At 32.3% G+C, this 18091-nt stretch carries 20 protein-coding genes; all 20 read left to right on the forward strand.

Features of this window, described 5'->3' with window-relative positions; translation table 11 throughout:
* Positions 1 to 31: 31 nt before the first annotated feature.
* The 20 genes from MRU_RS00840 (at position 32) to MRU_RS00935 (ending at position 17998) form a co-directional block, all read left to right on the forward strand.
* Complete coding sequence (locus tag MRU_RS00840) at positions 32 to 493, forward strand: hypothetical protein (RefSeq protein WP_012954975.1); 462 nt, start codon at positions 32 to 34, stop codon at positions 491 to 493.
* A gap of 342 nt (positions 494 to 835) precedes the next feature.
* Complete coding sequence (locus tag MRU_RS00845; protein WP_012954976.1) at positions 836 to 1402, forward strand: exosome complex RNA-binding protein Csl4; 567 nt, start codon at positions 836 to 838, stop codon at positions 1400 to 1402.
* A gap of 110 nt (positions 1403 to 1512) precedes the next feature.
* Positions 1513 to 1791 carry a DNA-directed RNA polymerase subunit L gene (locus MRU_RS00850; protein ID WP_012954977.1) on the forward strand — a complete coding sequence of 93 codons (279 nt, stop codon included), beginning with the start codon at positions 1513 to 1515 and terminating at the stop codon, positions 1789 to 1791.
* A gap of 145 nt (positions 1792 to 1936) precedes the next feature.
* Positions 1937 to 2353 (forward strand): NUDIX domain-containing protein, encoded by a 417-nt coding sequence (locus MRU_RS00855; RefSeq protein ID WP_012954978.1) that lies wholly within the window; start codon positions 1937 to 1939, stop codon positions 2351 to 2353.
* Positions 2354 to 2940: 587 nt separating this feature from the next.
* A complete protein-coding gene (locus tag MRU_RS00860) occupies positions 2941 to 3336 on the forward strand; it encodes a transcription factor S (protein WP_012954979.1) in 396 nt (131 codons plus the stop codon).
* 243 nt (positions 3337 to 3579) lie between these two features.
* On the forward strand, positions 3580 to 5199 hold the full coding sequence (locus MRU_RS00865) for a hypothetical protein (RefSeq protein WP_012954980.1): 1620 nt from the start codon (positions 3580 to 3582) through the stop codon (positions 5197 to 5199).
* Between the two features lie 397 nt (positions 5200 to 5596).
* Complete coding sequence (gene pcn / locus MRU_RS00870; protein WP_012954981.1) at positions 5597 to 6331, forward strand: proliferating cell nuclear antigen (pcna); 735 nt, start codon at positions 5597 to 5599, stop codon at positions 6329 to 6331.
* 209 nt (positions 6332 to 6540) lie between these two features.
* A complete protein-coding gene (locus MRU_RS00875; RefSeq protein WP_012954982.1) occupies positions 6541 to 8154 on the forward strand; it encodes a DNA replication complex subunit Gins51 in 1614 nt (537 codons plus the stop codon).
* A gap of 423 nt (positions 8155 to 8577) precedes the next feature.
* A complete protein-coding gene (locus MRU_RS00880; protein ID WP_012954983.1) occupies positions 8578 to 8856 on the forward strand; it encodes a 50S ribosomal protein L44e in 279 nt (92 codons plus the stop codon).
* A gap of 10 nt (positions 8857 to 8866) precedes the next feature.
* Positions 8867 to 9046, forward strand: coding sequence for a 30S ribosomal protein S27e (locus tag MRU_RS00885; RefSeq protein ID WP_012954984.1), 180 nt, complete (start codon positions 8867 to 8869; stop codon positions 9044 to 9046).
* Between the two features lie 164 nt (positions 9047 to 9210).
* Positions 9211 to 9993: a translation initiation factor IF-2 subunit alpha gene (locus tag MRU_RS00890; protein WP_012954985.1), complete on the forward strand. Its 783-nt coding sequence runs from the start codon at positions 9211 to 9213 to the stop codon at positions 9991 to 9993.
* An 11-nt stretch (positions 9994 to 10004) separates the two neighbouring features.
* The gene (locus MRU_RS00895; RefSeq protein WP_012954986.1) at positions 10005 to 10175 is read left to right on the forward strand and encodes an RNA-protein complex protein Nop10; all 171 of its coding nucleotides are present in this window, start codon (positions 10005 to 10007) and stop codon (positions 10173 to 10175) included.
* A 227-nt stretch (positions 10176 to 10402) separates the two neighbouring features.
* Positions 10403 to 11191 (forward strand): proteasome assembly chaperone family protein, encoded by a 789-nt coding sequence (locus MRU_RS00900; protein ID WP_012954987.1) that lies wholly within the window; start codon positions 10403 to 10405, stop codon positions 11189 to 11191.
* A gap of 293 nt (positions 11192 to 11484) precedes the next feature.
* Positions 11485 to 12672, forward strand: a complete 1188-nt coding sequence (locus tag MRU_RS00905; protein ID WP_012954988.1) for a redox-regulated ATPase YchF — start codon at positions 11485 to 11487, stop codon at positions 12670 to 12672.
* Positions 12673 to 12748: 76 nt separating this feature from the next.
* On the forward strand, positions 12749 to 13864 hold the full coding sequence (cfbD, locus tag MRU_RS00910; RefSeq protein WP_048812567.1) for a Ni-sirohydrochlorin a,c-diamide reductive cyclase catalytic subunit: 1116 nt from the start codon (positions 12749 to 12751) through the stop codon (positions 13862 to 13864).
* A 121-nt stretch (positions 13865 to 13985) separates the two neighbouring features.
* Positions 13986 to 14579, forward strand: a complete 594-nt coding sequence (gene hisH / locus MRU_RS00915; RefSeq protein ID WP_012954990.1) for an imidazole glycerol phosphate synthase subunit HisH — start codon at positions 13986 to 13988, stop codon at positions 14577 to 14579.
* Between the two features lie 192 nt (positions 14580 to 14771).
* Entirely contained in the window at positions 14772 to 15392 is a 621-nt protein-coding gene (locus MRU_RS00920) for a thioredoxin family protein (RefSeq protein WP_012954991.1), read from the forward strand.
* A 53-nt stretch (positions 15393 to 15445) separates the two neighbouring features.
* Positions 15446 to 16063: a cytochrome c biogenesis CcdA family protein gene (locus MRU_RS00925; protein ID WP_012954992.1), complete on the forward strand. Its 618-nt coding sequence runs from the start codon at positions 15446 to 15448 to the stop codon at positions 16061 to 16063.
* 219 nt (positions 16064 to 16282) lie between these two features.
* A complete protein-coding gene (locus MRU_RS00930) occupies positions 16283 to 16975 on the forward strand; it encodes an iron-sulfur cluster assembly scaffold protein (RefSeq protein ID WP_012954993.1) in 693 nt (230 codons plus the stop codon).
* Between the two features lie 24 nt (positions 16976 to 16999).
* Complete coding sequence (locus MRU_RS00935; protein WP_012954994.1) at positions 17000 to 17998, forward strand: GGGtGRT protein; 999 nt, start codon at positions 17000 to 17002, stop codon at positions 17996 to 17998.
* The last annotated feature ends 93 nt before the right edge of the window (positions 17999 to 18091 follow it).

The following is an 18091-nucleotide window of genomic DNA, read 5'->3' on the forward strand; positions in this document are numbered from 1 at the left end:
TTTTTAAATATCTTTTTTAATCAGTGATATTATGAATTTCGAATTCTCCATTCTTGGATTGTTTTTATTATTGCTCCTATTTGTTCCAAACATAATCTGGACTAAATTTATCCCTAAAGATTATGAAAATTATTCAAAGAGAGAAAATAAGATATTGTTAATCCTTGAACGTATTGGTGAAGTGGCAACTGTTGTATTTGCCTTGTTTTGCGGTGCTAAATTTAGCTGGTCATTATTATTAATTATTATTTTTATTCTAATGGCTTTGTATGAGGTTTATTGGATTAGATACTTTATGTCAAGCCATACAATGAAGGATATGTGTGATAGTCTTTTAATGATTCCCCTTCCAGGTGCCACATTGCCTGTAATTGCATTCTTTTTGTTTGGAATCTATTCAAATAGCATATTTTTAGTTATATCTTCAATTATTTTGGCAATTGGACATATTGGTATTCATTATAATCATAAAAAGCAGTGTAATCTTAATTAAGGCTTTTAATCTTCCAATATAAAAAACATTATTTTATTTAAAATTTTCTAAAAACCGAATTTTTTATATATTACTAAAAAACATAAATAATTTACATATAAATAATTTAATTTTATGGATGATAAGTTATTTCAAATCAATTTCATAAATTTAATGCTTTTATGAATGTGAATTTACTTAATTTAATTTCATATAATTTATAAAAATTTTATAAATGGAATTATAAAATTTGCTTGGATGGATTGTCCCTATTTTATAAACGGAGTTATGAAATTTATTTTTGGAGAATCTATCTATTAACAAACTAAAATTTAGGGCAATGCCCTATCATGAGGTGTTTAGATGAAAGTAGAATCTGGAGATTTTGTAATGCCTGGCGACTTTTTAAGTGTAAGTGAAGAATTCCTGCCAGGTCCTGGAGCATATGAAGATGATGGAAGTGTTAAATCAGGTGTTCCTGGAAATGTATTTGTTGATAATGGTGAAAAGGAAATCTCTGTAATTTCAAAATCCGGCGGTCCAAACTTATTGAAGGTTGGAGATATTGTATATGGTGAAGTGAAGGACGTTCGTGGCCAAAGAGCCTTGATTAGTGTATACGCTAAAAAGGGAACCGATCGTCAATTGGCTCTTCCTTATATGGCAGCTATTCACATTTCTCAAGTGACTCCTGGATATATTGACAAGCTTACTGACGCTTTTAGAATCGGAGATTTGATTGAAGCAAAAGTAGTTAAGATTATGGGAGATAATTTGGACTTGAATACTGAAGACATTACTTCTGGTGTTGTTAAGGCTATGTGTACAAGATGCAGAGCATTTATGGAGCCTCGTACAGAGTCTGAAGTATACTGTCCGGTATGCAATAGAAAGGAAAAAAGAAAGGTTTCAAAGAATTATGATTATTAATTTCAATAATGGTTGTTTGAATTATTGAATTAACTTTCATATTTTTATATTTATTTGTAATTTATTTGCAATTTAACTGTTAATCTATTTATTTTAAAGGAAAAGGTATTATGGAAATTGAAGTTATTAAAGAATCAAAATTAGAACTTGAAATGATTATTCATGGTGAAAACCACTCTCTTTGTAATGTCTTAAGAAAATATCTTATGGAAGATGATGATGTGGAATATGCGGTTTACGGAATCGATCACCCTCTTACAGGTGCAGGTAAGCCGGTTATGACCATCAAGACCAAAAGATCAAAAAGACCTAGAAACTCTCTTTTAAAAGCAGCTACAAGATTAAAAGAAGAAACTGCTGAATTTAAAGAGTTAATTGAAGAATTATAATTCTTCATTTTTTTCTATCTTTTTTTATATATTTTTTTATAAATTTTATTATTATCAAGTTACTTATTTTATTTAAGATTTAATTTATCAATATTTATTTATTTAAGGTTTAATTTATTAATTTATATTAATTTGGGGTGTGATTATGGCTTATAAGATTCCATCTTTAACTGTAGACATATTTATTTTTAACGATGAGAAAGAGTTTATACTAATTAAACGTAAAAATGACCCTTATAAGGATTTCTGGGCATTGCCTGGTGGTTTTGTCGATTATGGTGAGACAACAGAGCATGCAGCTGTCCGTGAAGCTAAAGAAGAGACAAGCATTGATGTTGAATTGATTAAACTCTTCAATGTCTATTCAGACCCTGATAGAGATCCAAGAAGACACACAGTAAGCGTATTCTATTTAGCTCATGGAGATATGAATGATGCCAAGGCAGATGATGATGCAAAGGACATTGGCATTTTCTCATTTGATGACTTGGATAATTTAGATCTTGCCTTTGATCATAGGATGATTTTAAATCAGGTCAAAGAGTATTTTGATAAGGAATAATCGATTCATAAAAGTTTGATAAATATTATCAATTCACAAAGTATTATTTTAACTATTTTTTTCCAAATTTATTTTTTATATTTTTTTAATTTTTATAAATTTTTATAAATCTCATCAAGTTTTTCATTGAAAAATTTATTTATTTTTTATAAATTTTTATAAATCTCATCAAGTTTTTCATTGAAAAATTTATTTATTTTTTATTCTAGTTTCAAGAAGAATTTCATTAATTTTTCAATCAAATATTTTAAATTTTTTACCATTTATCCATTGACTTAATCAAATGATTTATTATAATTTTTTACTAAATTTTTACTATTTTTTATAATTTTTACCCATTTTTTACCCTATTTTTAAATTAAGTTTATATACTATGAAATAAAAAACCTTAATTATTATATAATTAGTTAGATTAAGTCATCTGCAATTAATTTAGATTTTTTTAGCAAAAACAATTTGAAATCTTTGCTAATTTTTTAAAATTCAAAATCTTTCAGGATTAATTTTTTATTATTCTGATTTGGTAGATGGCAATAAGAAAAATACTTATAATTAATTCTATTCTATTTGGTAGAGGAGGTTAATTGATGGAGTTCTGTCCAAAGTGTAATGGTATGATGATGAACACAACTGTCAAGGTTAAAAAAGAAGACCTTGAAGAAAAAGTTGATGAAGAAAATCAATCAAACCAAGAAACAGAAGAAGAAAAAGTTGTTTTTAAATGCATGACTTGTGGCTATGAAAAAGACCCTTCTGAAGTTGATCAGGACCAATATAAAGTTAAGGAAACAGTAGAATCCAGTGATAGTGTTATTATGAGAGGAGATGAAAGCGGAATGCGCTCTACTGTAAGAGAGATTTGTCCTAAATGCGGTCACGATCGTGCTTCCTATGAATTGTTACAAACCCGTAGTGCTGATGAGGCACCAACCAGGTTCTTTACTTGTGAAAAATGTCATCACAAGTGGAGAGGATATGATTAAGTAATTAAACGGCTTTAATTATTAGGTCTTATCCATTAAAATTTATTTTTAAACTAAAATTACTATTAGTTTATATTCAAATAATTTATAATTAATTTATCAATTAAGATTAATTAAATCAATTAAAATCAATTAAATCAATTTAATCCTTTTAAGGATTTAATTCATATTTATTATTCATTTTAAGTAAATTGTGATTTTCTAGAAAGTATTAATTCTAGATTTTTTAAGTAAGGAGATAAAATGTCTAATTCGCAAAATGATGGTTTAGAAGATGTTTCCAAGGGAAACAATGAATCTGCTGGTGAAAATACAGATTCAACTTCTAATAAAAAAACTAGATTTACTAAATCTAAATCTATTTCAGAGGTTTTTAAGGAATTAGATTCTCAGGAAACCAATGATTCCATCTTAGATTCTGAAGATGCTGCTTCTGAATTAGAATCTGAAGATAAATATTCTAATATAGAAAATTATCTTTCCGAGGCAGAATCTGAAGAAGAAATTTTAGATGCTTCTTCTGAGGCAGAATCTTTAGATGCTAGTTCTGATGTAGAATTTGAAGAGGATATTATTATCGATTCTACTGCAGAAGAAGAAATAGATGAAATTATTCCTATTCATAATGAATATAAGGATTTAGATGAATCTGAAGCTTTCAATACAGAATCTATTGATGAAGAAGAAATTTCAGAATCTTCTGAATTGGATAATTATGTTGAAAGCATTGTTAATGAAAAAGATGACTTAAGCTCTGATGAACTTGTCGATTCTAAAGAAAACTTAGATGCTGTCGGTGGAGATGAAGGCTCTATGAGCGTTAAAGATATCGAAAACGCTTCATTTGAAGCTGAAGATACCTCATTAGATGCTGAAGATTACGAAGATGACTCTATTGACAGTGAGGATATCGATCAATCTTATGAAGAAGAGCTTCTTGATGAGAATATGAAAGTTATAAAGGTAAATAATGCTTCTTCAGAGGATGTTTTATCAAAGAAAAATAAAGGATTCCTTAGCTCTTTCGGGTCTATAAAAATGGATTCTTCCTTTATTATCACAGTTCTTAGTTTCATTGTTGGACTGGGAATTTTAATCATGGGTATATTCTATCTCAACTCCAGTTCTGATAGAGTTGTAGATAATGTTTTATCTGGTGAAACTGCAGGTCTTGCAGTCTTTTTAATTATCATTGGTCTTTTAATTATCGGTTTCAGTATTTTAAGATTCCTTTCTTCTACAAAGGCCGATCAGTCTTCTTCTATGCTGGATATGTTTAAAAGCATAAGGGACATCGACTATGATGATGTTAAAGATGATAATATAAGTCGCGATGACTTTGATTCTGTATTTTCTAGCGTTTTTGGCAAAGAAAAACGCTCTGATTTTTCCAACGACGATGGCGATAAAAGCTCTGTTGATAAAAACCTTTTTGATGAGGATGACGAAATATCCGATGAAGATATTGATGCCTTATATTCCGACTCAAATTTAAATAAAACTGCTTCTTCTACTAAAAATTCAACAGGCATTCAAGACACTGACAATATAATTGAAGAGGATCTTGATGACGATTTTGATATGATTGATTCCGATAATTCCGAGGATTTTGATAACGATACTGATTTAGAGGATGATAATGTGTCTGATTTAAAAGATAAATATTCTAAATACAATTTCGATGATGATGATGCTCCATCCAAACCTCAGTTTAAAAAATCAGTGGACATTTCAAAATTCGATGATGATGGTTTATCTGAAGAGGAATTGGAAGCTGAAAGAAGAAGAAAAGCGGAAGAATTGGAAGAAAAGAAAAGAAGAATCATCCAAGGAACTAATTTTGATAATAGCTTAAGAAAATAAGAGTTTTCTCTTATTTTCATTTATTTTGGATTTCTTAGTTATTTTAGATACCTTCGGATTCTATTGGCTTTTTGTAGTCTGTTTTAGGTATCTCTAGTCTATTTTATCTAAATTTTATAAGTTTTTTTTACTATTTTTAACAATATTTTCCAAAAAGGAAAATCTTTTTATACTATCAAATTCCATAAATTATTTGTTTTTCATAAAATTTTTTCATAGCTAAAGTTAAATATTTTGCCATATTATAAAATTTTATAAATGATGAATTACTAAATTTTAATTATAATAAAAATATGAAAAACATATTTTTAAAAAATTATTATTAAGGCATTAATTAATTATATTTATAATTTATAAGATATAGCAATGCTTAAATTAAATCAAGAGATGATTTATAATGTTTAAAGCTGAGTTAAGTGATTCTAGTATTTTAAAAAGCAGTTTTGATGCTATTTCATCTATTGTAGATGAAGTGCAGATTCAAACTGACAGTGAAGGTTTTCGTTTAGATGCCTTAGACCGTAGTCATATTACATTTGTTCATTTAGAACTTAAAGCAAGTTTATTTGATGAATTTGTTTGTGATGAACCTGAAAAAATTAATATTGACACTGATGAATTGATGAAAGTATTAAAACGTTCCAAATCCGATGATCGCGTATTGATGTCATTGGATGAAGGTAACTTTATCCTTACCTTTGAAGGAGAAGCTACCAGGACTTTTAAAATCAGATTGATTGATATTGAATATGACTCTCCAGCACCTCCATCCTTGAACTATCCTACTGAATTTGAGATTCCATTCTCTCTTTTAAAGGATTCCATTCAAGATATGGATATTTTCTCTGATAAAATCACTTTAATGGTAGATCCAGAGTACTTTAAAGCATTTGCTCAAGGTGAATTCGGAGATGCAAATATTGAATATCTTCACGGTGAAAAGATAGATGCAAGCGCTAAATCCATTTTCTCTTTAGAAAAGATAAGAGAAATGCTTAAGGCAGATAAATTTTCTGATATCGTTAACATCAGCCTTGGAGATGACATGCCTGTAACCTTAACCTTAAGAAGAGTTGCAAATGATGGTGAGCTTAGTTTTTTGCTTGCTCCAAGGATAGAATCAGAAGAATAGATTGTTTAATTCATTTAGTTTATTTAAATCGATTATGATTAGATTTTAAAAGATGTTTTAAACAAAGGATTTAGTTGAATAAATTAATTTTAAATTAATTTATTCTTTTTTTTTATTTTATTAATTACTTTAATTTACATTTATGCACATACACATAAAACTTTATTATTATTAAGATTTATTAATACTTTATTTTTAAGATGATTTCTATGGATGGAGACTTTTTTCAATTATTGCGAAGGGTTCAAAAGGAGGAACGGACTAAATCCACTTTAGCAAGAGTGGATAAAGATTTCTATAAACAACTCTATTCCTATATTAGAGATTTAGAACGTTCTGTTGCTCAAAATCCTTTCGATACTGCTCAATCAAATCTATTGAACAATGCTCAAAGGATTGCTACTGAGATTTGTCAATGGAGAGAATCAAAGATCAGTACGGCTGCAAACAATAATATTTATAGGTCTTTCCATCTTTTCAAAAAAGGAAACCCTCAGTTTGATTTGATTGATACAACTCCATTGCATCTTACACCTGAAGAGGAAACTTTATATTTCGCCTTGATGGACGCTCTTAAGACTCATAGATATAATATTTCATTGGACAAATTCGGGGATGAAAAAGCCGATTGGGGTGCTGATGATTATGAGGACGAAGAAGAGGATGATTTTGAAGAAGTCGCTTCCGTTGTAAAAAGCCGTGTTAATAAAGGGGTTGTTTCTGATGAAGAGTTCTTCAATGAGGGGGGTTCTTCTAATGAGTCCGTTACTGATGGATTCAGTGGAGAGTCTATTTCCATTGAAGAGTCCGGTGCTGATCCTGTAGTTCAAGAGCCTGCTGTAGAAACTCCTGTTGAAGAAAGTTCTGGCAGTGGTTTTAAGCAAGAAGTTCAAGAGTCTGCTGTAGAAACTACTAATACCAATGTAGGTGGATCTGATGAGGTTTTAGATAGGTTAAATCAAATTAAAAATTCAACTGTTGTTACAGATGAAAAATACGAACCTATTGAAAAGCAAATCAATAATCAGGCTAAAGTAGTTCCAAATGTCTCCATGTCTAATAATCTTAATTATGAAAGTAAAAATTATAATGGTCAAGATAATGAGTTTGATTCTAAACTTAAACCAGATTATGAATCTGATGTAGAATCAGAACCTAAAATAGAGTCTAAACCTAAGGTAGAATCTGCACCTAGAATTGAGTCTAAACCTAAGGTAGAATCTGCACCTAAAATAGAGTCTGAACCTAGATTAGAGTCTAAACCTAAAGTAGGATCCGAACCTAGAGTGGAGTCTAAACCTAAAGTAGAGCCTAAAACTATCGAAGATAGGCCTAAAAGGAAAAGTTCATCAACATTAGACTTTGACAGCATCTTTGCAAATCCAGACAGTCAATTTGATAGCATACACAATTTTGAACCTGATTATGAAGCGGATTTAGCAAACATTCAAGCAAGTTCCAGTTTTGCAGAGCCTAGCGAAGCAGATTTAATGTTTTCAACAAAACCTAGGCCTAAAAAAGAGCCTAAACCTAAATCTCAAGTTGGATCTAAAGAAGAGTTCGAATCTAGACCTAAAGTAGAAGAACCAAGTCATGCTCCAACTGCTAAAGCAGAAAGACCAAGATCTCAATCTATAAAAGCTTTTGCTAAAAAGGAAGAATTGGAAAACACTACAGTTGTAATATACAAAAATATTGATTCATTTATGGGAATTGATGAAAAGATTTATGGTCCTTTTATAGCAAATGATGTGGTTATTTTACCAAATATAACTGCACAAATACTTATAGACAATAATAAGGCAGGTCTAATTGATATTTAAATAAATATTAATTCTTTATATTTTTTATCAAAAAGACTCTTTTAAACTATTTTTTCTATTTTAATACCAAAGGTTTAAATATAGTTATTAAACATATATAATTAATGTATCTATAATAAAGATATTTTCTTATTTTAAAATATTTATTAATAGATTAGATTTTTATTAATCTTATAAGATTTTTAATCTTAGTTCAATTAGATAAGATTTACAATCTTTTTTTTATTAGTTTAACAAAAAACTAATAACTCTATGTATGAATAAGGAAATAATAGATGCTCTCTTGCTTTTGAGATACTTAAAAGGTTCTTAAAGGTTTGCAGGATTATCCTCATGCAATTTAGAAACCTAAACAGTTCTAAGTGGTATGTTGTAATTATATATTATAAAAATCCGTTTGGATTATCAGATAAGGTGATATTTATGAAGATGCCTAAAGAAAAAAGAACATACTGTCCACATTGTAAAAGACACACTATTCACGAAGTACACACTTCCAAAAAGAGAAAAGCTAGTGAATTAAAATGGGGACAAAGACAATTCAGAAGAGTTACCGCAGGGTACAGAGGTTATCCAAGACCATTGCCAGGTGGTAACAAGCCGGTTAAGAAATTAGATTTAAGATACAAATGTAAAGAATGTGGAAAATCCCACATCAGAAAATCTTTCAGAGTAGGAAAACCTGAATGGGTATCTAACTAAGGTGATTTGTATGGCTAGTAATGGTAGAGGAAACTTTTTAAGAGTTAAATGTTTAGATTGTGACAACGAACAAATCATTTTCGATCGTGCAGCTTCTGATGTAAAATGTATCATCTGCGGTAAAACCATTGTTAAATCCCGTGGAGGAAAAGCTAAAATCATGGCTCACATCGATGAAGTTTTAGATTAAGTTCAAGGTTATTTCTAATTAATCAATTAAAAGCAAGAATTTATTCATTTAATTTAAATCTAATGATTAAATTACTGCTTGTTTTTTAATTTCGATTAATTATTATGTGATTTATAAATTAAGACTCTAGAAGTCTTAACTATTTTTATATTTCGGTGTTTTAATTGGTAAGAAAAAGTCAAGAATGGCCAAATGAAGGAGAACTTATTGTAGGAACTGTATATAAAGTTCTTAACTATGGTGCATTCGCTAATTTAGAAGAATACGCAGGTAAAGAAGCTTTTATTCATATTTCTGAAGTTTCTTCTGGTTGGGTTAAAAATATCCGAGATCATGTAAGAGAAAATCAAAAGATTGTAGCTCGTGTTTTAAGGGTTAATCCTAAAAAGGGTCATGTAGACGCTTCCTTAAAAAGAATCAGGGAAGACCAAAGGACCAAAAAGATTCAGCAATGGAAAATTGAACAGAAAGCTGAAAAATTCTTGGAACTTGCTGCTAAATCTTTAGATAAGGACTTAGATACTGCTTATGATGAAGTAGGCTATGAGCTTATGGATATCTTTGGAGATATCTATGGCGCTTTTGAAAGTGCAGCTGAAGAAGGAGCTGAAACTCTTACTGAAGAGGGCATTAGCCAAGAGTGGGCTGATGCAATCACTGAAGTGGCTGTCAAGAACATTCAACCTCCTGAAGTTCACATTACAGGATATGTTGACATTGAAAGCTATGCTCCACATGGAGTGGAAATCATTAGGGAAGCCCTTTTAGCAGCTGAAGACGAAAATATTGAAGTTCAATGTGTTGGAGCTCCTCGTTACAGAATCACTGTAACTTCCACTGACTATAAGCTTGCAGAAGGTCAATTGAAAGAGGCCGCCAATAAGGCTATTGACATTGTCATTGAAAACGGTGGAAAAGGAGAATTCTTACGTGAAATTGATAATTAATTGTGAATCAGATGAAAATGAAAATGAAAAAGTGTCCTGTTTGCAATATTTACACACTAAAGCCTCAATGCCCTAATTGCGGCGGAGAGTTAAGGGTGATTTATCCTCCTAAATTCTCAGTTGAGGACAAGTACGGTAAATATAGAAGACAATTAAAAAAAGAGATGCTTAATAAGGAATAATAATAGGCTTGATGAAATGATCTTTTCAATAGATTCATTGAATTGATATCTCTCAAGATTATTGGTCTTTTCAATAGTTTCATTGAATTGATATCTCTCAAGATTATTGGTCTTTTCAATAGTTTCATTGAATTGATTCTCTCAAGATTATTATCCTATTTTTATTTTTTTCTATTTTTATCTATTTTTATCTATTATGCTTAATTTTATCCTAATGGGGTGATTTTATGAGAACAACCCAATTTAAAGTATTAGAAGAAGTTAAATTAAACAATCCAATATTTATTGAAGCACTTCCTGGTGTCGGTCATGTAGGAAAATTAGCTATTGACCATGTAATTGATGAATTGGAAGCCACTAAATTTGTAGAGATTTATTCTCCATACTTCCCTCCTCAAGTTCTTGTTGGAGAAGGCGGAATTGTTGAAGATATGAAGAATGAATTATACTACTTGAAATCTGCTGGCGGAGACGAAAGGGATTTCATTTTCCTTGTTGGAAACTGTCAAGGATTAAATCCTGAAGGTCAATACGAACTCTGTGGTTCCATACTTGATTTTGTAGAGTCTCTTGGAGCAAAAGAGTTTTACACATTAGGAGGCCTTGCTACCGGTCAGCCTTTAGAAGGTGTAGAAGACCGTGTTTTAGGTGCTGCTACTGATGAGGAACGTATTGAAATGCTCAAAGAAGCAGATATTGAAATCAGATCTGCTGATGGCGGTATTGTAGGTGCTTCTGGTTTATTCTTAGGATTAGGAAGACTTAGAGGTATGAAAGGCGCTTGCTTAATGGGCAAAACCCCTGGCTATTTCATTGATGCTGAAGCTGCTGAAGCCATTTTGGCAAAATTAGCTATCCTTGTAAAGCTTGAGGTCAGCACTGACGAGTTAGAGGAAAGAGCTAATGAGATTCGTGAAATGATCAATAAGGCTCAAGAGATGGAGCAGGAAATGATCAATAGGGCTATGGGCCAACAGCAAGCACAAACTCAAGACGACCTTAGATATATCGGTTAAACTTTTAGAAAAAGTTTAATCAAAATATTTTTTTTATAAACTGCTTAAAACTTTTATTTTAAACAAATAGCTATTCAGCTATTTTCTTTTTTTATTTTTCTACTTTTTTTAATCTTTTTAAGATTCTTTATATTCAATAAGATTTTCATAATTTTCACAATTGTTCTATAACAATAAAACTACTTTTTAAATAATTTTTTATACTTTTAAAATCAAATATTATACAGTATTATAATAATAAACAAAACAATTCAATTTAATAATAATTAATTTAAACAATTAGGAATGATATTATGCTTCAAATTGCAGTAACAGGTAAACCAAATGTAGGAAAGTCTTCTTTTTTTAATTCAGCCACTGCATCTCAAGTAGAAATGGCTAACTATCCATTCACAACCATAGATGCAAATAAGGCTGTAGGTCATGTCATCAGTGAATGCCCATGTAAGGAATTAGGGGTCACATGCAATCCAAACAACTCCCAATGTATAGATGGAACAAGATTGATTCCAATAGAGCTTATAGATGTAGCAGGACTTGTTCCAGGGGCTCATGAAGGTAAAGGTTTAGGAAACAAGTTCTTGGATGACTTGATGCAAGCTAAGGTATTCATCCATGTAATAGATGCCTCAGGAGGTACCGATGCAGAGGGAAACCCAGTGGAACTAGGCTCCCACGACCCATTGGAAGACATTGAATTCCTTGAGCATGAGATAGTCATGTGGATGTATGGAATCGTCAGCAAAAACTGGGTAAGGCTTATCCGTAAGGTTGAAGCAGAGCACTTAGACTTTTCTAAGGTCATATTTGAGCAACTGTCAGGTACAGGTATCCTAATTGAAGATGTAATAGAAGCTTTAAGAACTGTAAGTCCTGATTATGGAAAATGGGAAGATGAAGACCTTATAGAATTTGTAAGAAACCTTTTAAACATTGCAAAGCCATCAATCGTCATTGCAAATAAGGCAGATCTTCCTGGAGCAAAGGAAAACATTGAAAGGATGAAGGAAAAGTATCCTCGTGTCATTGCAACATCTGCTGAATCTGAGCTTGCATTGGTAAATGCAACAAGGGCCGGGCTCATCTCATACATCTCAGGAGACAACAGCTTTGAAATCCTAGAGAAGGACAAGCTAAACCCTAATCAAATCAAGGCATTGGAATACATTCAAACAAACATTCTTGACGTTTATGGAAGCACTGGAATTCAAGAGGCATTAAACACTGCTGTATTTGAGCTTTTAAATATGATAGTGGTTTATCCGGTTGGGGATGAGCATAAGTTCACTGACCAAAAGGGAAATGTGTTGCCTGATGCTTTCCTAGTTCCTAAAGGTTCCACACCACGTGAATTTGCATATATCATTCACACAGACATTGGTGATAAGTTTATGCATGCAGTGGACGCTAGGAAGAATATGAGAATTGCAAGCGATTATGAAATCCAAGATAGAGACATTATTAAGATTGTAACTAGATAATTTGATAATTAAAATACTTTAGAATTTATTTAGAGGATATTAGGATACAATTTATTTAAGGAAGGTTATTATTATGATGCATCCACGTCCAAGTCCAATTGCCGCTTCTTTATACACTTTAAGAGATTTAAATGCAGATGTAATTATTATGCACGGTCCTCATGGCTGCTGCTTTAGAACAGGAAGGCTCCTTGAAAGCGATGGGGTAAGAGTTGTCACAACTGCTATGGCTGAGAATGATTTCATATTAGGAGCTGCAGACAAGCTAGAGGAAACATTGCAGGAGGCTTATGACACATTCAATCCTAAATTGATAGGAATTGTAGGAACATGTGCAAGCATGATCATCGGCGAAGACCTGAAGGAGCCGATTGAAAACTTAAATCTTGATGCTGTTGTCATACCTGTAGAGTCTCACGGAGGCTTTGGAGAGGGAGACAATACAGAAGGTGCTATTGCAGTGCTTAACGCTGCTGTAGAATGTGGTGTCATTCCTCAAGAGGAAGCAGACAGGCAAAATGAGATGCTTCGTTTAGCAACTGTGGTTGAAAAAACAAGAGGCATGGCTCAGGGAAAGTATATAAAGCCTAATTTTGGAGACAATAAGGAAAAAGTTGCAAAGATTGTTGTAAAAGCAGTAAAAGAAGGAAAAAATGTTGCATTTGTATTAAATGCGAAAAAAGAAACTTCATATCTTTTTGCAGACATTTTAAATTGCGATTTCTCTAAACTTTTCCAAGATACTGATTCAAATATAAAGTCCAATAAAGATATAGAAAACCTTCATTTCATTGCAAATCTGGATGAGAACATCGGCCTTCCAAGAATAAGGCAGCATGCAGTAAATATTACAAAAGAACTGAATGAAACAGGAATAGATATTGAATGCATCACAGGTGGCCTTGATGAGTATCCAATCACTCCAAGAAAGGCAGAAGAGTATCTTAACGAGCTAAATCCTGATCTTGTTATCGTTGCAGGAGTTCCACATGCATTGTATGTAGAGGAGCTTGACTGTGAAACCATTGCAGTTACAGATGGTCCTAGACTTGTTCAGCCACTTAATGAATTAGGCTATTCTCATGTAATAGCAGAACTTGATGCCCATTCTAAGACATTAGGTGTAGATGAGATAGTTGATTCAGACTTTGGTATGATGATACGTTCAGCTATTGAATGGGAGCTTGAATAAAATGGATAGTTATATGTAAATCTATCATTTTAATCAATCGTTATTTTAATTAAAATATAATTAATTTTTTTTATAAAAGTTATATATGGTAAACCAAATAAAAAAGTTTTAGGTAATTTTCATGATTACAATTATTGATTATAAAAGCGGAAATCTTAGAAGCATTTCCAATAGTTTTAAAAAGATAGGTTCAAAAGCAGTCATAACAAGCAATCCCGAGGACATTGCAAATGCTAATCATTTAGTTCTTCCAGGGGTAGGTGCCTTTGGAACAGCTATGGAAAACATTGAGCCATACAAGGATTTGATTTATGAGCATATCGATGATGGAAAGCCATTTTTAGGAATCTGTTTAGGGCTTCAAGTGCTCTTGTCCTCAAGCGATGAGACTCCTGGAGTCAAAGGCCTTGATATATTTAAGGGGCATGTTGAAAAGATTCCCGAAGGCAGGAAGATTCCTCATATGGGTTGGAATCAGTTAAAACAAGTCAAGCCATGTCCTATACTTGATGGTGTGGATGGCAAGGACTTTTACTTTGTACATTCCTATTATGCAGTTCTTGATGATGAAAGCAATTTGTCTGGAATCTGTGATTATGGTGTTGACTTGACTGCATCAGTTTCAAGGGATAATGTATTTGCTACCCAGTTCCACCCTGAAAAAAGTGGAGTTCCAGGCTTAAAAATCCTTAAAAACTTTGTAAATTTAGAATAATTTTATTCTACTTTTTTTAAATCCTTTTTTTCTTTATTTTTTCAATCTCGAATCAATTTTCTAATGTTCAATCTTTTTGATTGAACTTAGATTATTTTTTAATTTTTATTATTTTATCTGATTTTAATTTCTCATAATTATTTAGTAAATTTTATAAATAACTGTGCACATACTAGTTTTGGGGGAGATAATATGGGAAAATTTAAATTTATATTTATTCTAGTTTTAGCTCTATTTTTAATATGTGGAATTGCTGCAGTTGTAGATGCGCCTGATTCCTTTGATGGCTCTTTAAATCTTATACCTGTTTCTGATTCTAGTGTAAGTCAGTCTGATTCATCAGTAAATCAGTCTGATTGTGAAAATGGGACTTGTTCAGTTGACTTAAACAAATCTGAGGATAATTCTTCTAAAGAAACTTCAGATGATGAAATTGATTATGATTCAAAGTATTATGACGATTCTTTGATTGATGGATTGTATTTCTGCAATGACCTAGAGCATGCATTTAAGGATGCTAAACAACATCATAAGAATGTGATGATCATTTTTGACGGAGCAGCCTGCATTTACTGCGAATATCTTAAGGATGAAGGATTGACAGATTCAGATATTCAAAAGGAAATAAATGAGAATGATATCCTACTTATGACTTATACCAGCGATAGCCCAGAGCTTTCTCAAAAATTGGAGATTTATGGAACTCCAACAACTGTAATATTTGATGAAAATGGAACTGAGTTAGGAAGAATCGAGGGCTATGAGTCTCCAGAGCAATTCTTAAGTGAACTGAAAGAGTATAATGGCAAATAATCAGATTTAGTGGACTTTAAAAAATAAATTTATTTATAGTAGGGAGAGTTAAAATGGAGATAATGCCTATTATTTCATTTTTTATAGGGGTAATTTCAATATTATCTCCTTGCATTCTGCCTACCTTGCCAATAATTGCAGGATTTAGCCTAAAAGCCGAATCAAAAGCAGAAATAGTGGCCTTCATATTAGGGCTATTTAGCATATTCACAATCATTATATTCCTGACAGGATTCTTTACAACTATTCTTTTTAGGTATATTGTTTATGTAAGGGTCATTGCCGCATTTCTTTTGCTCATTATGGGAATATTGATGTTTTTTGACTATAATCTATCTTTTGGATCGGTTAAGTCTCGTAGTGGTGAGGGAATAGTCAATTCATTTATTTTAGGATTTCTTACATCAGTGGCTTGGGCAGATTGCTATAGCGGATATCTCATTTCTCTTATAACTATGCTTGTATCAAGCAGTCCTTTATATGCAGTTTTTAATATTTTCATTTATGTTTTTGGCTTTGCATTGACCTTGCTTGTATTGTGCTTGGCCATTTCAAAAATAGATCTAGAGAAGCTGATTTATAAGTCAGGCTATATTCCTAAGATATTTGCTGTTTTAATTATTATTGGGGCTTTTTATATGTTTTACACTTCAATTCAAGTGTTTTTATAATTAATTAACTATTTTTTATTTTTTTAATTCTTTTTCTCTTTCTTTTTTAATCTTTTTATATTTCATTTCAATATCTATTTTTAAATGTTTTGTTCCACAATCTAAAGTCAAATAATATATACTGAATAAAACAAATATATTTACATAAAGATTATAAAATTATTAAATTCTCATTCTTTAATAATTTAAAATAATTCTAATTTTTAAGTGGAGATTCAAATGATTTACTCAAAAGAAATTGAAAATATGTGTCCTGTTCATAAGGGAGCAGACCACGGTCCTGCACCAATTCCTGAAGAGGGAAGATGGGTAAAATCCAAGGAGATCTCAGACATTTCCGGACTAACCCATGGTATAGGATGGTGTGCGCCTCAACAAGGATGCTGCAAATTGACTTTAAACGTTAAGGATGGAATAATCGAAGAGGCATTGGTAGAAACTCTTGGATGCTCTGGAATGACCCATTCTGCAGCTATGGCTGGAGAGATCCTTGTTGGAAAGACAATCCTTGAGGCTTTGAATACAGATCTTGTATGCGATGCAATAAACACTGCAATGAGGGAGCTCTTCCTCCAGATTGTATACGGAAGAACCCAATCTGCATTTTCCGAAGGAGGCCTTCCGATTGGAGCTGGACTTGAAGACTTAGGAAAAGGTCACAGGTCCCAGGTTGGAACAATCTATTCAACCAAAGTGAAAGGCCCAAGATATTTAGAGCTTACAGAAGGTTATATCACTGAAATAGGTCTTGATGAAGATGATGAAATCATTGGATACAAATACATTAATATGGGGGTCATGCTTGACCTTATAAAGGATGGAACAGATCCAATGGAAGCGATTGAAAAGGCAAGCGGGCAATACGGCAGATTTGAAGATGCCGTTAAGAAAATTGACCCAAGGAAGGAATAAAAAATCTATTAGGAAAGGGATAAAATGAGTTTATTTGAAAGTTATGAAAGAAGAATAGATCAAATTGTTCCAGTGCTTGAAAAATACGGCATTAAAGACCTTGAGGAAGCAAAAGCAATCTGCAATGAAAAAGGATTCAATCCATATGACATTGTAAAAAGCGTACAGCCAATTTGTTTTGAAAACGCTTGTTGGGCATACACTCTTGGAGCAGCTATCGCAATCAAGAAAGACTGTAAAAAGGCTAGTGATGCTGCAACTGCAATAGGAGAAGCTTTACAGGCATTCTGCATTCCAGGAAGCGTTGCAGATGACAGAAAAGTAGGTCTCGGCCATGGAAACCTTGCTTCAATGTTACTTAGTGATGAAACCGAGTGTTTTGCATTCCTTGCAGGTCACGAAAGCTTTGCAGCAGCAGAAGGTGCAATTGGAATTGCAAATTCAGCTAATAAGGTTAGAAAGGAGCCACTTAGAGTCATCTTAAATGGTTTAGGAAAAGATGCTGCACTTATCATCTCAAGAATCAATGGATTCACCTATGTTCAAACAGAGTTTGACTACTTTACAGGAGAGGTTAAGGTAGTTAGGGAAAAGGCCTACAGCGATGGCGAAAGAGCAAAGGTAAGATGCTACGGCGCTGATGATGTAAGGGAAGGTGTAGCTATCATGCACCTTGAAGGTGTAGATGTGTCAATTACCGGTAACTCAACAAACCCTACAAGATTCCAGCATCCGGTAGCGGGAACCTATAAGAAGGAATGTGTCCTTCAAGGCAAGAAATACTTCTCTGTTGCTTCAGGCGGAGGAACTGGAAGAACCTTGCACCCTGACAATATGGCAGCAGGCCCTGCTTCCTATGGTATGACTGACACTTTAGGAAGAATGCATTCTGATGCTCAATTTGCTGGGTCCAGCTCTGTACCTGCCCACGTGGAAATGATGGGGCTTATTGGTATGGGGAATAATCCTATGGTAGGTGCTACAGTGGCTGTAGCAGTTGCCGTTGAAGAAGCTTTAAAATAGTTTAAATCATATTTAAACTATTATTTTTTCTTTTTTATATTTTAATTAGTTATTTCTCTTTTTTCTATTAATTCTTTTTAATTTCCTATAAAG

Origin of the sequence: Methanobrevibacter ruminantium M1 (assembly GCF_000024185.1) — an archaeon.
GTDB lineage: Archaea > Methanobacteriota > Methanobacteria > Methanobacteriales > Methanobacteriaceae > Methanobrevibacter > Methanobrevibacter ruminantium.

Excerpts from the sequence above, each read along its gene's own strand:
- MRU_RS00900 (WP_012954987.1), top strand. The coding sequence starts at position 10,403 with ATGAGAACAACCCAATTTAAAGTATTAGAAGAAGTTAAATTAAACAAT.
- MRU_RS00845 (WP_012954976.1), top strand. The coding sequence starts at position 836 with ATGAAAGTAGAATCTGGAGATTTTGTAATGCCTGGCGACTTTTTAAGT.
- MRU_RS00850 (WP_012954977.1), top strand. The coding sequence starts at position 1,513 with ATGGAAATTGAAGTTATTAAAGAATCAAAATTAGAACTTGAAATGATT.
- hisH (WP_012954990.1), top strand. The coding sequence starts at position 13,986 with ATGATTACAATTATTGATTATAAAAGCGGAAATCTTAGAAGCATTTCC.
- MRU_RS00875 (WP_012954982.1), top strand. The coding sequence starts at position 6,541 with ATGGATGGAGACTTTTTTCAATTATTGCGAAGGGTTCAAAAGGAGGAA.
- MRU_RS00895 (WP_012954986.1), top strand. The coding sequence starts at position 10,005 with ATGAAAATGAAAATGAAAAAGTGTCCTGTTTGCAATATTTACACACTA.
- MRU_RS00920 (WP_012954991.1), top strand. The coding sequence starts at position 14,772 with ATGGGAAAATTTAAATTTATATTTATTCTAGTTTTAGCTCTATTTTTA.
- MRU_RS00935 (WP_012954994.1), top strand. The coding sequence starts at position 17,000 with ATGAGTTTATTTGAAAGTTATGAAAGAAGAATAGATCAAATTGTTCCA.
- MRU_RS00925 (WP_012954992.1), top strand. The coding sequence starts at position 15,446 with ATGGAGATAATGCCTATTATTTCATTTTTTATAGGGGTAATTTCAATA.
- MRU_RS00905 (WP_012954988.1), top strand. The coding sequence starts at position 11,485 with ATGCTTCAAATTGCAGTAACAGGTAAACCAAATGTAGGAAAGTCTTCT.
- MRU_RS00880 (WP_012954983.1), top strand. The coding sequence starts at position 8,578 with ATGAAGATGCCTAAAGAAAAAAGAACATACTGTCCACATTGTAAAAGA.
- MRU_RS00855 (WP_012954978.1), top strand. The coding sequence starts at position 1,937 with ATGGCTTATAAGATTCCATCTTTAACTGTAGACATATTTATTTTTAAC.
- MRU_RS00865 (WP_012954980.1), top strand. The coding sequence starts at position 3,580 with ATGTCTAATTCGCAAAATGATGGTTTAGAAGATGTTTCCAAGGGAAAC.
- MRU_RS00885 (WP_012954984.1), top strand. The coding sequence starts at position 8,867 with ATGGCTAGTAATGGTAGAGGAAACTTTTTAAGAGTTAAATGTTTAGAT.
- MRU_RS00840 (WP_012954975.1), top strand. The coding sequence starts at position 32 with ATGAATTTCGAATTCTCCATTCTTGGATTGTTTTTATTATTGCTCCTA.
- pcn (WP_012954981.1), top strand. The coding sequence starts at position 5,597 with ATGTTTAAAGCTGAGTTAAGTGATTCTAGTATTTTAAAAAGCAGTTTT.
- MRU_RS00860 (WP_012954979.1), top strand. The coding sequence starts at position 2,941 with ATGGAGTTCTGTCCAAAGTGTAATGGTATGATGATGAACACAACTGTC.
- cfbD (WP_048812567.1), top strand. The coding sequence starts at position 12,749 with ATGCATCCACGTCCAAGTCCAATTGCCGCTTCTTTATACACTTTAAGA.
- MRU_RS00930 (WP_012954993.1), top strand. The coding sequence starts at position 16,283 with ATGATTTACTCAAAAGAAATTGAAAATATGTGTCCTGTTCATAAGGGA.